Below are 15,049 nucleotides of genomic sequence, written 5' to 3' on the forward strand. Positions count from 1 at the left end.
CTTTAGGAACTTCAAGAAACGCATTCTCCTCATGAACAAAACCTTAACTAATTAAAAAAACAAGCAACTCAACAGTTACTTGCTTTATAGTGGAAAACTATTTTCCCACACGATTTGACAAAGAGCCAATAAAAAACAGCTCAATCGAGCTTTTTTTATTGACAAAATTTTGCATCAAATCTCGACATAAATACATCCGATATCTCAAATTTTTAAAAAAGTACAGAAAAAGCACCCAGATTCCTCTGAGTGCTTTTCTATTTATTGTCCGACCAATAAATAGATTTGGAAGTCTAAATGAATTAAGCTTCGATTTCTGCAACGATACCTGAACCAACAGTACGTCCACCTTCACGAATAGAGAAAGTAGTACCTTGTTCAACGGCGATTGGGTGGATCAATTCAACGTCGATAGAAACGTTATCACCAGGCATTACCATTTCAGTACCAGCTGGGAGTTTGATTGAACCAGTTACGTCAGTTGTACGGAAGTAGAACTGTGGACGGTAGTTATCGAAGAATGGCGTATGACGGCCACCTTCTTCTTTAGACAAGATGTAAACTTCGCCTTTGAATTGTTTGTGAGGTGTGATTGAACCTGGTTTAGCAATAACTTGACCACGTTCGATATCGTCACGTTGAACACCACGAAGAAGGACACCAACGTTATCGCCAGCAAGACCTTCGTCAAGTTGTTTACGGAACATTTCAACACCAGTTACGATAGCGTTTGAAATTTCTTCTTTGATACCAACGATAGAGATTTCATCATTGACGTGAACAGTACCACGATCGATACGACCTGAAGCAACTGTACCACGACCAGTGATTGAGAATACATCTTCGACTGGCAAAAGCAAAGGTTTGTCAGTGTCACGTTCTGGAGTTGGGATGTATGAGTCAACAGTATCCATCAATTCCATGATGATGTCTTCGTATTCAGTGTCGCCTTCAAGAGCTTTAAGCGCTGAACCAACGATAACTGGTGTATCATCACCTGGGAAATCGTATTCTGACAAGAGGTCACGAACTTCCATTTCAACAAGTTCGATCAATTCTTCATCATCAACAAGGTCTTTTTTGTTAAGGAAAACGATCAATTTACCAACACCAACTTGACGTGAAAGCAAGATGTGCTCACGAGTTTGTGGCATAGGTCCGTCAGTTGCAGCTACTACCAAGATAGCGCCGTCCATTTGAGCGGCACCAGTGATCATGTTTTTAACGTAGTCCGCGTGACCTGGGGCATCGATATGGGCATAGTGACGTGATTCAGTTTCGTACTCAACGTGAGCAGTATTGATAGTAATACCGCGTTCGCGTTCTTCTGGCGCTGCATCGATTGAAGCGTAGTCTTTAGGTGTATTTACTGATGAAGGCAGACGACGTGACAATACAGTCGTGATTGCAGCAGTAAGTGTAGTTTTACCATGGTCAACGTGTCCGATAGTACCGATATTAACGTGTGGTTTCGAACGATCGTATTTTTCTTTAGCCATTTTTAAAAATGTCTCCTTTAGAATAAAAAATATATTTTTTTTAGACAGACTGCGCAATACGACAATCTACCATTACTATCTAATTATAAAGGTTTTTTGAAAAAAAGCAAGTATTTCGCCGTAAAAAAAGATGTTTTTTGTTTGTGACGTGATATTTTCATGAAAAATGGTGTAAAATGTAAGTATCACTTCTTATAGAAAAGAGAAAAAACAAAATGGCCTTAACCTTTAAAAAACGCGATGACCTAGATAAAGTTTTAGACGAGTTGGCGGCACTACCACCACAAGTCGAATTCACTGATCCAGATAAAATCGAGAAAACGTCCGATAAAAAAATCAAGTCGCCAGAAGACTTTCTAAAAAAATTCGAAGCACCACAAGCTAAAAAAGATAAGTCTGCCCATGATTAGTCATCTACCCGACGCTCTCTCACAGCTCGCTGCGATTTTTCTATCAATTATTATCGAAGCCCTCCCCTTCGTCCTCTTTGGCTGCCTCATCTCAGGTATCATTGAAACCTACCTATCGCCCGAGCTCGTCAACCGTTTCCTACCCAAAAACCGTTTTTGGCGAGTCATTGTGGGCATTGTAGCTGGTTTCTTTTTCACCTCCTGCGAGTGTGGCATCGTGCCAATCGTCAACCGTTTCCTAGAAAAGAAAGTCCCAGCTTATACGGGTATTCCTTTTCTTATCGCAGCACCGATGATTAACCCTGTCGTTTTACTCGCAACCTTTATCGCCTTTGGTAATTCGTTTAAGTTTGCCTTTTTGCGCCTAGGCGGCGCCATGGTGATGGCTTTAATCGTTGGATTGCTACTTGCTTATCGATTAGATGAGCCAATCCTACTCGATCGTGCAAGAGTAGATGAACACGAGCATCCAATTGCAAAGCAATCTCGGCTGCAAAAGTTCTGGTCTGCACTCTCTCACGCCGTTGACGAGTTTTTTGATACTGGCCGTTACCTCATTTTCGGGAGTTTAGTCGCCTCATCTATTCAGGTTTTCGTGCCAACGAAACTGCTGACGACTGTTACCCATACGCCATTACTCGGTATTATCGTCATGATGGTCTTTGCTTTCTTGCTCTCGCTTTGTAGTGAGGCGGATGCCTTTATCGGCGCGAGCTTGATTAGTCTTTTTGGACCGGCACCGATTTTAGCTTTCCTTTTATACGGACCTGTCATTGATATGAAGAATTTGCTGATGATGAGCGCTTATTTTAAACCGAAATTTATCGTTCGTTATGTTGTTGTAATCTCAGTTTTAGTGTTAACTATCAGTTTGGGGGTGAGTTTCCTATGATTCGGTTTCTTATCTTGTCCGGTTATTTTGAGCTGATGATGTATTTGCAGCTGACCGGTAAACTCAATCAATATATCAATACACACTACAGTTATTTGGCGGTATTGTCTGCAGTTTTATCCTTGGGTTTTGCTATCGTTCAGTTAGTCAATTGGATTCGCCATGCGGAGCACAATCATCATTTACAAACTAAATTTTCGAGAGCATTTGCGCTAGTTCTACTTGCCACACCACTTATGGCTATTGTTTTTATTCCGTCTAAATCATTGGATGCGACTATTGTTTCTGCAAAAGGTTTTAATTTCCCTCTAGCAGAAGGGTCTGGCGATAGTTCTGATGGTACGCAAATCCAATATCTGCAACCCAATACCAGTGTTTATTTTACTAAATCAGCTTACGACAAGCTGATGAAAAAGGAATTAGCCAAATACGAAAATCTGTCAAAGATTACTGTAACAGATAACAATTACATGGAAATTATGGAGTTGATCTATAATTTTCCTGGTACTTTTGAGGGTAAAACCATCACCTACACTGGTTTTGTGTATAATGACCCCACAGATGCCAGTGCTCAGTTCCTCTTTCGATTTGGGATTATTCACTGCATCGCAGATTCTGGTGTATTCGGCCTGAGGACTTTAACGGATGGTATCACATATCCTGACAATACTTGGTTAAGAATCACCGGACAAATTCAGACGGCTTATTACACACCTTTTAAACGAGAATTGCCTATTATCAAACCTGACCACATTGACAAGGTCGAAAAACCGACAAATCCATACGTTTATCGGAACTTCTGAGGTTTTTTCTGATATAATTAGAATAATAGGCAAATGAAATTTTGGGAGAACTAACAATATGACTCAAGTAATATTTACAATTTTTGGTGCGAGTGGCGATTTAGCTAAACGAAAACTCTATCCGTCTCTGTTCCGCTTATATAAATCCGGTGTCTTATCGGAGCATTTTGCTGTCATTGGTACAGCACGTCGCTCTTGGACTAAAGCTTATTTTGAAGGTGTGGTTTTGGATGCAATTGCCGATCTGACGACATCAAAAACAGAAGCTGAAAAATTTGCATCTCATTTCTATTACCAAAGCCATGATGTTGAGGACGCTGGACACTACATCACTTTGAAAAACTTGCAAGATGACTTATGTGCTAAATATGAAACAGGCCATAATAAAGTCTTTTTCCTAGCCATGGCACCAGAGTTTTTTGGCACGATTGCTAGTCATCTCAAATCAGAACATATTGTGGACGGTCTTGGATTCGAGCGACTTATCATTGAAAAACCTTTTGGTACGAGCTTGGAAACGGCTAAAGAGTTGAATCAAGCTTTATCTGAGACCTTTAACGAGAATCAAATATTCCGGATTGATCATTACTTAGGTAAGGAAATGATTCAAAATATTTTTGCCGTTCGATTCGCAAATGTTCTATTTGAACATGTTTGGAATCGTGAGTTCATTGACAATATTCAGATTACCTTCTCGGAATCCATCGGGGTTGAAGACCGCGGTGGCTACTATGATAAGTCTGGCGCGTTGAAAGATATGGTGCAAAACCATATTCTACAAGTTCTTTCTATTTTGGCCATGGACAAACCTGCTTCTTTCTCAAGTGCAGATGTCTTGCCTGAAAAAATCAAAGTACTTGAAAATTTATGTATTCCCGATGAAGCAACAATTGCTAAAAATTTCATTCGTGGTCAATATCAAGCAGGCCGTATCAATCAACAAGATTATCCGTCCTATGTTGATGAACCGTCTGTCGATCCCACTTCAAAAACTGAGACATTTGCGAGTGGCGTCTTTTTTATCGAAACGGATCGCTTTAAAGATGTCCCGTTCTTCTTTAGAACTGGTAAACGTCTAACTGAAAAAGGCACGCGAATTAATATCCTTTTTAAAAATGATCAAAACATTTTCAATCAAGATATCGAGCAGAACATCCTAACCATCTACATTCAGCCAACAGAAGGCTTCTCTCTTCAAGTTAATGGTAAAGAAGTTGGTAAGAGTTTTGAGGTTGAGCCAGTTAAGCTTGACTTCCGTCATGATGCAGATGCGCTTGGTAATTCGCCAGAAGCCTATGAAAAATTGATGTATGATGTCTTAAATGGCGATGCGACGAATTTCAGTCATTGGCAAGAGGTTAAAGCTTCTTGGACTTTGATTGATAAAATTGTCAGCACTTGGCAGGCAGATAAGTCGCCACTTTATCCCTACCAAGTTGGCTCAATGGGTCCTAAAGAAAGTTTCGATTTACTGGAACAATATGACACTAATTGGGTTTGGCAACCAGACCTCTGGTACCGCGAGCGTGGCTTGTTAAAATAAATTAAATCAAAAAAATCCTGAACACGACAGTGAACAGGATTTTTTATATGTCTATTATATTTTAAGTTTAAATACTTATTAAGGGACTTGCCAATGGTAACCAGGAGGTAAACTACCGCCAGGAGGAATGACTGTACTATGACCTTTACGTGTATGCCAAGTATAGCCATCTTCAATCGCCCATTTACTAGCAGCAGTGTTATTAACATTTGCTGTTTCAGCTTGCGTTGCCTGAGCCGCTTCAGCAGCTTTTCTATCAGCCTCGGCTTTTTCTGCTGCTTTTCTTTCTACTTCAGCTTTTTCTGCTGCGGCTTTCGCAGCTTCAGCTGCTTTCTTTTCTGCTTCTGCTTTTGCTTTATCTTCAGCAGGCTTATTACGTTTTTGAGTTGCGGTGATTGTTTCTTTTAAGGTTGCGACAGCTGAATTAGCAGATGATTCTGTTTTAGCAGCTGCGAGATTATCTAAACCAGTATTGAGTAATTGTTTGTCAGTTTCAGATGTATACGAACTTTTCAAAAGCTCTTGAACATTTTTTTGCACCTCAAGTGTTGCTTGAGACTTTCTGACACCTTCAGCGCCTGTCTGATCAATCTGAACTTTGATCTGCTCACTTGCTGTTTTTAACGAGTTATTTTGCTCTTTTAATTTTTCAAAAGTTTTGTCATCAATGTTCTTTCGAAATACTATTAATAACTTGGATAACTTTTCTTTATTTTCCGAGGAAATATTTTTATCATTAAAATAGGCTTCAGCTGTTGCTATACTACTTTCTAGCAAGGTCTGATTAGATTTATTTTTCGCAATCAGCGCTTTAGCTTTATCACTTTCTTTCTTGACACGTTTCGTCTCTGACTTAATTTGCTCTATATCAGAATATTTTTTGAGATTATCATGCTTTTTCTCATATTTTTCAACTTGTGCATCAATTATCTTAGTATACGTTAGCGGTAAAAATTCACTACTTTTAAAATCTGATAAATCATCGATTTGTTGGTATAAAGCACTTTTAGCTGTCTTGACTTGTTCTTGATGATTCGAAATCGTCGCAGCCGTTCCCACACCACCACTGACTAAGATAATCCCTGTTGCTATCATTATCTTAGTTTTATGGCTTAAATTCCTTAAAAAACTTTTTCCGTTCATCCCTATCCAACTTTCTCATAAAATATATGTTATTAATATCATAATTATACTAACAATCACTAATTTAGTCAAGAGATGATTTAAAAAACGTAGATATCAAAATCTACGTTTTTCCTTATTTCTTCAAATGATAAGAATAACTTGATACCACTACATTATCACGCCAGCTGAGGTAGTAACGCATGCGGACAGACATTTGATTGTGAAGGATGTTTTGCCAAGAGTGTTTTGGCACAAACTGAGGAACGATAACCGTCACCGTATGATTCTTCTTCTCCGCTGATTTTGATACTAAATCAACATAGCGAACAACCGGTTTAACAATATCGCGATAGCTTGATTCCACTATCGAAAAACGGACATTCGGATATAAAGCCTTAAATTCTGTCTCAACCTCTTTATCTTTGCGATAAGTTTCTTTAGTTGATACATGAACAGCTAAAACTTCCGAGCCTATAGATTGGGCATAGCTCATAGCACCCACTGCAACATTGGTCACATTGCCGACAAGGACAATAACGACATTGCCTGAATAAACATGGTCAACTACCTTATCTTCAAGTCGTAATTGATGTGCAACTTCCGTATAATGACGTTTAATCGCATAGAAAATCCCAATCAAAATCGGCATGACAATAAAGAAAGGCCAGATATCAGCTAAACGGAAAACTAATAAAATCAAAACGATAATTGCAGAAATCGCAGCGCCAATCATATTAGATATGGCACGACGCCAGAATTTATTGCCCATTTCACGGCGCCACTTGACCACCATCCCAGTTTGAGAAAGAGCAAACGGTACAAAAACACCAATTGAATAAAGCGGAATCAAACGTTCAGTCGAACCATTAAAAATTGCAAGTAGAATCACTGCTCCCGCAGCAAGACTAATGATACCATTTGAGTAGCCTAATCTGTCGCCTTTTTCCATGTACATGTGAGGCATATATTTATTTTTGGCTAGGTTATAACTGAGCATCGGGAAAGCTGAAAAACCTGTATTTGCAGCTACGGCTAAAATCATAGCAGTCGAGAGCTGAAAAACATAATAGAAAATGCGACCGACACCATTAAAATCAAAAATTGTATGTGCAACTTGCGATAGTACGGTTGAATGCGCATTAGGTACCACACCTAGATAATAGTTTAGGAAGGTAATACCCGTGAAAAATAAACCAAGAATCATGGCCATTAATGCAAGCGTCCCTGCCGCATTACGTGCCTTAGGTTTTTTAAAAAATGGTACGGCATTTGAAATTGCTTCAACACCAGTCAGACTGGCTGAACCACTAGAAAAGGCTTTGAGTAAAAGAATGATTGATATACCTGGAACAACACTTCCGATATGACTCGTGGCATTATAAGATAAATCACCGGTCATCACTCTGAACAAACCAACGATTAGCAACAAAACTGTCGCTGCTACAAAAGTATAGACTGGCACTAACAAGAAACCTGCTGATTCACGAAGGCCACGGAGGTTCATCAACATTAATAATAAGACCAAGATAATCGAAATCAGAAGATTATAAGGGTGCAAGGCTGGGAGTGCTGAAGTTATCGCATCAGCACCCGCTGAAACTGAAACTGCTACCGTTAGCATATAGTCAACAAGAAGGCTACCACCTGCTATCAAGCCAGCATTAGCCCCCAAGTTTTCCGTCGAAACGACATAAGCACCACCGCCATGTGGATAAGCGTGGATAATCTGTCGATAACTCAACGTCAAGGCAACTAGTAAGACAAGTACAAGTGCCGCAATCGGCAAGCTATACCAAATAGCTGCCGCAGACAAAGTCAAAAGCACTGTGACAATTTGCTCCGTCCCGTAAGCAATTGACGATAGGGCATCACTAGATAACATTGCTAAAGCTTGGAATTTTGTGAGCAGATGACTATCATCATCTGTTGATTTTAATGGCTTCCCAACCAAAATCTGTTTCACATTTACTTTTTTCAAAATTACTCCGTTAAGTCTGTTCTATATTTTAAAAGACAAGTTAAAAATTTATAGCTATTTTATTAAAACAACCTAATCCTAAGTTAAATTTTGCACCGCTTTTAATTACACTGACTCATTCCACCATTATAACACCAAAGGAAATGAAATCAAAGTATTTTCCTGTATTTTTTTATCAAAAAACACCTGCCATATGGTGGTGTTAATTTGATTGCTTGGCTTGATAAAATTTAGCCAATAGTTGATTAAAACGCTCTTGAACAAAGTCGCAGTCACTTTCTGATTCTGGTTTGAAAAACTGGATAGGTCTTGCGACCATATCTCGATACAGTAAGAAAGTAATAGTTTTGGTTTCAGGAACAATCTGAAATTTAATGGCTGGATGACTATCAAAAGTCCCACAATATCCTGCTGTTGAAAATTCAAGTTCGTAGGTACCGTCACCAAAGTCCTGCACACGGTAATAACCATCCTTGAGATATTCCCTGCTATCACTAAAATGTGCTAGAACAAATTCAAGTTGTTTCATTTGATTATTTAGTACCGAATAAACGGTCGCCCGCATCACCCAAACCTGGGACGATATAGCCATGGTCGTTTAATTTTTCATCCAAGGCAGCGGTAAAGACATCAATATCAGGATGTGCTTCTTGTAAAGCTTTAACACCTTCTGGTGCGGCAACAAGACAGACAAATTTAATATTTGCGGCACTTGCACCACGTTTTTTAAGTGAGTCAATTGCTAAAATAGCAGAGCCACCTGTCGCCAACATAGGGTCAACAACAAAAATTTGGCGTTGGTCGATGTCTTCTGGTAATTTAACAAGGTATTCTACCGGCTGTAAAGTTTCTTCATCGCGGTACATACCAATGTGTCCAACTTTTGCTGCTGGAACTAAAGATAGAATCCCATCAACCATACCAATACCAGCACGCAAAATCGGCACAATTGCTAATTTTTTCCCTGACAATGTTTTTTGGATTGATTTTGTGATTGGTGTTTCAATTTCAACATCTTCCAGTGATAATTCACGTGAAATTTCATAGCCCAAAAGCATGGCAATTTCATTCACAAGTTCACGGAAATCTTTTGTCCCTGTTGATGTTTGACGTAAAATAGTGAGTTTATGCTGAATTAGCGGATGCGTCACAACTTGAAATTTTCCCATTATTATAAACCAACTTTCTGATATTTTCTTTCCTAAACATTATATCAAAAAACTATCGCATTTGCCATGATGCTTTATGATTTCCCTACGCTTTATTTTTATCCTAATCATCACTTGTAAGCCAACATTTGATAAAACATAAGTACGTTATACACAATATCACAAAAGGCTTAGATATGTTAGTATCTAAGCCTTTTTTATCACTAATAACAAATAACTCATGTGTCAAAGATTATTATATCAACAAAGATAGTACTTTATTTAGGGAGTACAGCAGCGATACGTTGTGCTGCTAATTTCACATGGTCAATTGGTGCTGCAACATTAAATCGAGCATGATTTTTACCTTCAATACCAAAGCTTGTCCCATCATTCAAGATGACTTTGGCTTGGTCACGCAAACGTTGCTGTAAGGTGTCATGAGATAAATCATAAGCACTGAAATCTAACCAGACTAGATAACTGCCTTCTGGTTTCATGACTTTAATTCCTGGTGCGTGTTCAGCGAAATAATCTACTAAACAAGTAATATTCTCTTCTAGTACTTGCTTGAGTTCCTCCAACCATGGCTGACCGTAGGTCAGCGCTGTTTCTGTCGCAATGAGACCTAAAGTAGAAATTTCATGTTGATTGTTAGCTAACTGGCGGTCTCTAAATTGCTTTTTGAGGGTTGGATTTTCAATGATAACGAAGGCATTTTTGGTACCAGCGATATTAAACGTTTTTGTGGCACTAGTTAAGATGACGGTAAAATCGCTATAATCACCAACGGTATTGATACTATGGTGCTGATGCCCAAACAGCGCCAAATCTTGATGAATTTCATCTGATACGAGGATAACGTGATGCTTGCGACAAAGTTCTGCCACGCGCGACAACTCTTCCTTGGTCCAAACACGACCACCAGGATTATGCGGACTACAAAACGCATAGAGTTTGACGTCGTTATCAATCATATCTTGCTCCAACTGCTCAAAATCAATGGTATAACGACCATTCTGTTCAACAAGGGGACTTGTCACGACTTTGCGTTTATTGAGCTTAATTGAGCGCGTAAAAGGTGGGTAGAGTGGTGTATTAATCAAAATAGCATCACCTTCCTGAGTGAAAGCTTGTATGCTAACAGACAATGCTGGCACGACACCTTCAATCAAAGTAATGTCATCTGGCTGAATTTCATAACCATGTTGATTTTTTTCCCAAGCCACAATTGCTTCAAAAAGTGAGGGCGCTGGATAGGCATAGCCGTAAACACCAAAATCTGCGAATCTTTGAATGGCAGCACTCATCTCAGGAAAAGTTCTAAAATCCATGTCGGCAATCCACATAGGTAGAATCTCCGAATCTTTTTCCGTTTCTCGCCATTTCACTGAATGATTCCCTAATCTTTTTGGTGCAGTTGTAAAGTCATATTTTCTTACCATTTATCATCACACTTTCAAGGCATTCGCCAAATCATCAATCAAATCAGTCACATCTTCAATACCAATCGATAAACGCAGTAAGTCATCCGTCAAGCCGTAACTCGCTCTGACTTCCGCTGGAATATCTGCATGAGTTTGAGTCGTCGGATAAGTAATCAAAGACTCTACGCCACCTAAGCTTTCAGCAAAAGTAATCACTTTGAGCGCATTAATCAAAGTTGGGATTTTATCTTGCTCATGGACTTTAAAAGCAATCATACCACCCAGTCCTGTATAAAGCACTTCTTTGACTGCTGAGTGCTGTCTTAAAAAATCAGCCACTTGATTGGCATTAACCGTTGCTTGGCGCATCCGTAAAGCAAGCGTTTTTAAACCACGCATGACCAGATAACTATCAAAAGGTGATAGCACTGGACCTGTTGTGTTGAGGTTGTAAATCAACTGCTCATACAAGTCCTGATCCTTAACAATCACAGCACCGGCCAACACATCATTATGGCCTGCCAAGTATTTAGTTGCTGAATGAACAACGATGTCCGCGCCCAGCACTAATGGTTGCTGATAAATCGGGGTATAAAAGGTATTATCAACGATTACTTTAGCGCCATTCTCATGTGCTTTTTCAGCGACCTTGGCAATATCGACTTCGATCATGAGCGGGTTAGTCGGCGTTTCGATGTAGACAACGTCCGTTTCTGGCGTGATAGCAGCCAGCATATCGGCTTCCGTCACCACATAAGTGAAGTCGAAAATCCCACGTTTTTGCTGGTCGTTAAACCAACGAAAAGAGCCACCATATAAATCACGTGAGGCGACGATTTTCGAGCCAACAGGGAAGATATCTAGCGCCAACACAATCGCTGCCATGCCTGAACTAGTCGCAATCGCAAACTGTCCAGCTTCAATCGCTGCCAAAGCTTCTTCCAAATTGGCGCGCGTTGGGTTTTTCGTACGCGTATAATCAAAACCTGTCGACTTACCAAACTCAGGATGCTGGTAAGTCGTTGAGAAATGAATAGGTGAAATCAAAGACCCTGTTGCCTCATCTTGATTGATACCAATATGAGATAAAATCGTATCCATTTTTGCTGTATTCTGTTCCGCTTGCTTAGTCATCTTTCACCTCACCGTATTTTATAGTTGCTATTATTTTATCACGTTTAAGCAACAAAAAATGGAGACTAGTCATAAAAATTTTAAATGACCAACATCCAAATTTTAAATGGCTACCTCAACTTGAGACAAGTCCTATTTCAGTAACTTTTCCAAAGCTGATTTGTCCAATGGTTGATATTGATTGAAAAACATTGCTAATTTTTTAAAGACGAGATGATTTTTGCCGAGCACATCATTTTCGACCTGTAAGACAAGCAAAGGTTCATGAAGGCTCATGCGTAGCAAGAACCATCCCTGACCATAATCACCTGTCAGGTTTACCCGAATGTCCTCTTCGTTATCCGTGTCAGTGTCAAAATCTGCTGTTGCTGTCACAAATTCACCGAGATCCGTAATCACCTGTTCACCATAGGGCCGATAATCGGCCAGATTGATTTTAAAGCGAATTTCCTGAGTTTCGACGGGTTGTTGCAAGTCTGAGATTAGGTCACTCAACTGACGATTTTCTTCTTTTAGTTGCGGTAATAGCATTAAAATCTTGGCAATAACGTAGGCACCATCATCGAGAAAATCATTTTCCCTGATAGCAGCGTGCCCACTTGTTTCAATGGCAAGAGGCGTATCAATCCCTTCTTGATTGAGTTTAATGGCTTTGTTGATGACATTGCGATAGCCACATAAATAGCGGACTTGTTTACCACCAAGTTGCGTGATGAATTTTTTCAAATGCGTTGATGTCGGCGAATTTGTGACAATGGTACTGCCTGGCGTTTTTTCCAAAACAATTTTTGACAAAACGGCAATCAGATTATTACGATTCAAGGTATTGCCAAATTGATCAACGACTGCACTACGGTCAACGTCTGTATCAAAAATCACGCCGAGATCAGCTTGATGATTCAGAACTGCTTGACGAATACTTGCCATGGCTTCAGGATTATCAGGATTTGGAATATGGTTTGGAAAATGACCATCAGGCTCTAAAAATTGACTGCCAGTAGTATCCGCACCTAAGATTGCTAAGACCTTTTCAGCAAAGTAGCCACCTGCACCATTACCGGCATCTACAATGATATGATAACCTGTGAGTGGCTGCGAATCCGCAAGACCTGTTCCCTCAATAATTTGATTCACCAAGTCTTGCGCGTAGGGTGTGAGTAAATCTTTTTTTGAGGTAGTACCAAGACTTGTTTGTGCATTTTTAGCCGTATGTGTCAGAATATAGTGGATGTCTTCATGCTCAGCACCACCATCACGGCTGAAAATTTTAATACCATTGAAGTAATAAGGCAAGTGACTTGCCGTTAGCATCACTGCAGCATCACAATCAAAGTCAGGAAATTGCGTTGACTTAAACATCGCAGGCGTCGTTGACAGTGCTGTATCAATGACATGCGCACCTTGTGAGGTGATACCTGCTATCAAGGCAGCTTTTAGCTCATCCCCCGACAGACGACTATCTTGCCCTACTGCTATTGTTAACTTTTCTTGTTTAAGTTGACTGTCTAACTGCTTTTCAGCAACCAACCAGTTCACGAGACCTCGACCAACTGTTTCTGCAACTTCTGGTGTTAAGGTAATTAGGTTCTCAGGTGTCGCAATCGCAATTCCCCGAATATCCGAGCCATTTTGTAAGTCTGTTATCCGCATGTTTACTCCCTCAATCTCGTTTTTTATCCGCAACACCTAATGTGCACGGTTTAACATTTTTTATCTAGTCACCTCACACCCGATGTCTTATGAGAAACTATCTTTTACCATGACTCATACGACTAGGTATCAAACTTAGTTAATCGTGATCGTATAACTAGCTTTGAATTTTTTGCCATGAGCAAGTGCATTGATGCCAAACTTAGTTGTCAAATCACCATCTGTATTTTGATCATCCGCAATGCCACACCATGGCTCGATACAAACAAAAGGCGCTTCAGCAGGATAAGGACTCCATAGACCGACGAATGGCATATTTTCCCAAGAAATTTTAACTGAACGGTCATTGACTGTGCTAGACAGGCATACTTCAGTTGCTTCTGGTGTTTCAAATACTAAGGCATCATCTTTAAACAGCTCACGAGTCAAAGCAAACTCCGTTTGATCGACTACGTGTTTTTGAGATAAATCAAGGACACCAGTTGCAGGATTTAGTGGGATATATTGGCGAGGATGTGCTGGCGTGATAGTTAAACGGTAATCCTCAAATTTGCCATTTTCTAATGGCACATTGAAAGCTGGATGCGCCCCAATGCCAAAGTACATCTCTTGATCATCAAGATTTTTAACCTCCCACTGTACCGTCAATTGATTCCCAACTAACTTGTAGGTAATCCGAAGGCGAAACTCAAAGGGATAAACCTCTCGCGTTTCTCTGTTAGCTCTTAATTCAAAAACGACTGCATCTTCTTCACTTTCGAGTAATTCAAAGACTTGATCGCGTGCAAAACCATGGCCACCGAGTTTGAATGTTTCGTTATCATAAGTGTAACTACCATTTTTTAATTTACCGACAATCGGGAATAGCACGGGTGCTTGTCGTGCCCAAAAATCAGGGTCACCTTGCCAAAGGTACTCTACGTTGTCTTTTTGGATTGAGTGCAATTCAGCACCAAAATCTTGAATTACGATGCTTAATACATCATTTGAAATTTTTGTCGTTGTCATTCTTTCTCCTTTCTGCGATTTCATATCATGAAATCTTGAAACTTGACCTATGCTAACGCTACGGCCAAGCGGGGTCATTCGTGAACTTCGTCCACTCAAAGTCTTTCTGCGATTTCATATCATGAAATCTTGAAACTTGACCTATGCTAACGCTCCGGCCAAGCGGGGTCATTCGTGAACTTCGTCCACTCAAAATCTTGCTCACTTCTGGTTCGTCTTAATGAATCGTCGGCGTGCAGTAATCGTTCTAAAGTTAGGTCTCCTGGTTAGTCACTGAATGGCTTTGAAACGATTAAACCTGTCATTCTTTAGGGCACCTCTAATAACTACCAATTAATTCACCTCTAAATGAAATTAGAAAAAAACACAGAAAACTAAGCATAGTCTACTGTGTTTTTCTTTATGTTACAGACGCCACTTGACTGTTTATTC

13 protein-coding genes are annotated in these 15,049 nt (G+C 39.8%); 4 read left to right on the top strand and 9 right to left on the bottom strand.

Translation table 11 applies throughout. The annotated features are described in order from the left end of the window. Positions 1-302: 302 nt before the first annotated feature. Positions 303-1,499 carry an elongation factor Tu gene (gene tuf, locus HZR21_RS10195; RefSeq protein WP_003137082.1) on the bottom strand — a complete coding sequence of 399 codons (1,197 nt, stop codon included), beginning with the start codon at positions 1,497-1,499 and terminating at the stop codon, positions 303-305. 215 nt (positions 1,500-1,714) lie between these two features. Here tuf and HZR21_RS10200 point away from each other — a divergent pair, with 215 nt between their 5' ends. From HZR21_RS10200 to zwf, 4 genes are read left to right on the top strand one after another with little or no spacing between them, the layout of a single operon-like run. Further along, entirely contained in the window at positions 1,715-1,909 is a 195-nt protein-coding gene (locus tag HZR21_RS10200; RefSeq protein WP_180747548.1) for an SPJ_0845 family protein, read from the top strand. Then, on the top strand, positions 1,896-2,801 hold the full coding sequence (locus tag HZR21_RS10205) for a permease (RefSeq protein WP_180747559.1): 906 nt from the start codon (positions 1,896-1,898) through the stop codon (positions 2,799-2,801). The genes HZR21_RS10200 and HZR21_RS10205 overlap by 14 nt, the downstream gene beginning before the upstream one ends. Further along, positions 2,798-3,604: a TIGR03943 family putative permease subunit gene (locus HZR21_RS10210; RefSeq protein WP_180747549.1), complete on the top strand. Its 807-nt coding sequence runs from the start codon at positions 2,798-2,800 to the stop codon at positions 3,602-3,604. Before HZR21_RS10205 ends, HZR21_RS10210 begins: the two co-directional genes overlap by 4 nt. A gap of 58 nt (positions 3,605-3,662) precedes the next feature. Next, positions 3,663-5,147: a glucose-6-phosphate dehydrogenase gene (gene zwf / locus HZR21_RS10215; RefSeq protein WP_180747550.1), complete on the top strand. Its 1,485-nt coding sequence runs from the start codon at positions 3,663-3,665 to the stop codon at positions 5,145-5,147. Between the two features lie 78 nt (positions 5,148-5,225). On the opposite strand, the gene HZR21_RS10220 is transcribed toward zwf, so the two are convergent. The 8 genes from HZR21_RS10220 to HZR21_RS10255 all read right to left on the bottom strand — a co-directional run bounded on the left by HZR21_RS10220 (position 5,226) and on the right by HZR21_RS10255 (position 14,617). Continuing rightward, complete coding sequence (locus tag HZR21_RS10220) at positions 5,226-6,290, bottom strand: hypothetical protein (RefSeq protein ID WP_180747551.1); 1,065 nt, start codon at positions 6,288-6,290, stop codon at positions 5,226-5,228. 115 nt (positions 6,291-6,405) lie between these two features. Further along, positions 6,406-8,250 (bottom strand): potassium transporter KimA, encoded by a 1,845-nt coding sequence (locus HZR21_RS10225; RefSeq protein ID WP_180747552.1) that lies wholly within the window; start codon positions 8,248-8,250, stop codon positions 6,406-6,408. Positions 8,251-8,452: 202 nt separating this feature from the next. Continuing rightward, on the bottom strand, positions 8,453-8,779 hold the full coding sequence (locus tag HZR21_RS10230) for a hypothetical protein (protein WP_180747553.1): 327 nt from the start codon (positions 8,777-8,779) through the stop codon (positions 8,453-8,455). A gap of 4 nt (positions 8,780-8,783) precedes the next feature. Then, complete coding sequence (upp, locus tag HZR21_RS10235; protein ID WP_180747554.1) at positions 8,784-9,419, bottom strand: uracil phosphoribosyltransferase; 636 nt, start codon at positions 9,417-9,419, stop codon at positions 8,784-8,786. A 257-nt stretch (positions 9,420-9,676) separates the two neighbouring features. Further along, on the bottom strand, positions 9,677-10,843 hold the full coding sequence (locus HZR21_RS10240; protein ID WP_180747555.1) for a MalY/PatB family protein: 1,167 nt from the start codon (positions 10,841-10,843) through the stop codon (positions 9,677-9,679). 6 nt (positions 10,844-10,849) lie between these two features. Beyond that, positions 10,850-11,959, bottom strand: a complete 1,110-nt coding sequence (locus tag HZR21_RS10245) for a cystathionine gamma-synthase (RefSeq protein WP_180747556.1) — start codon at positions 11,957-11,959, stop codon at positions 10,850-10,852. 132 nt (positions 11,960-12,091) lie between these two features. Further along, the gene (locus HZR21_RS10250; RefSeq protein WP_180747557.1) at positions 12,092-13,609 is read right to left on the bottom strand and encodes a phosphohexomutase domain-containing protein; all 1,518 of its coding nucleotides are present in this window, start codon (positions 13,607-13,609) and stop codon (positions 12,092-12,094) included. Positions 13,610-13,744: 135 nt separating this feature from the next. Continuing rightward, positions 13,745-14,617, bottom strand: coding sequence for an aldose 1-epimerase family protein (locus HZR21_RS10255; protein ID WP_180747558.1), 873 nt, complete (start codon positions 14,615-14,617; stop codon positions 13,745-13,747). Between the last annotated feature and the right edge of the window lie 432 nt (positions 14,618-15,049).

Source organism: Pseudolactococcus laudensis, from assembly GCF_013449735.1.
Taxonomy (GTDB): domain Bacteria; phylum Bacillota; class Bacilli; order Lactobacillales; family Streptococcaceae; genus Pseudolactococcus; species Pseudolactococcus laudensis.

Bases quoted from the DNA above. Each gene is read 5' to 3' on its own strand.
- zwf (WP_180747550.1), top strand. From the start codon at position 3,663: ATGACTCAAGTAATATTTACAATTTTTGGTGCGAGTGGCGATTTAGCT.
- HZR21_RS10240 (WP_180747555.1), bottom strand. From the start codon at position 10,843: ATGGTAAGAAAATATGACTTTACAACTGCACCAAAAAGATTAGGGAAT.
- tuf (WP_003137082.1), bottom strand. From the start codon at position 1,499: ATGGCTAAAGAAAAATACGATCGTTCGAAACCACACGTTAATATCGGT.
- HZR21_RS10245 (WP_180747556.1), bottom strand. From the start codon at position 11,959: ATGACTAAGCAAGCGGAACAGAATACAGCAAAAATGGATACGATTTTA.
- HZR21_RS10250 (WP_180747557.1), bottom strand. From the start codon at position 13,609: ATGCGGATAACAGACTTACAAAATGGCTCGGATATTCGGGGAATTGCG.
- HZR21_RS10210 (WP_180747549.1), top strand. From the start codon at position 2,798: ATGATTCGGTTTCTTATCTTGTCCGGTTATTTTGAGCTGATGATGTAT.
- HZR21_RS10220 (WP_180747551.1), bottom strand. From the start codon at position 6,290: ATGAACGGAAAAAGTTTTTTAAGGAATTTAAGCCATAAAACTAAGATA.
- HZR21_RS10200 (WP_180747548.1), top strand. From the start codon at position 1,715: ATGGCCTTAACCTTTAAAAAACGCGATGACCTAGATAAAGTTTTAGAC.
- upp (WP_180747554.1), bottom strand. From the start codon at position 9,419: ATGGGAAAATTTCAAGTTGTGACGCATCCGCTAATTCAGCATAAACTC.
- HZR21_RS10255 (WP_180747558.1), bottom strand. From the start codon at position 14,617: ATGACAACGACAAAAATTTCAAATGATGTATTAAGCATCGTAATTCAA.
- HZR21_RS10230 (WP_180747553.1), bottom strand. From the start codon at position 8,779: ATGAAACAACTTGAATTTGTTCTAGCACATTTTAGTGATAGCAGGGAA.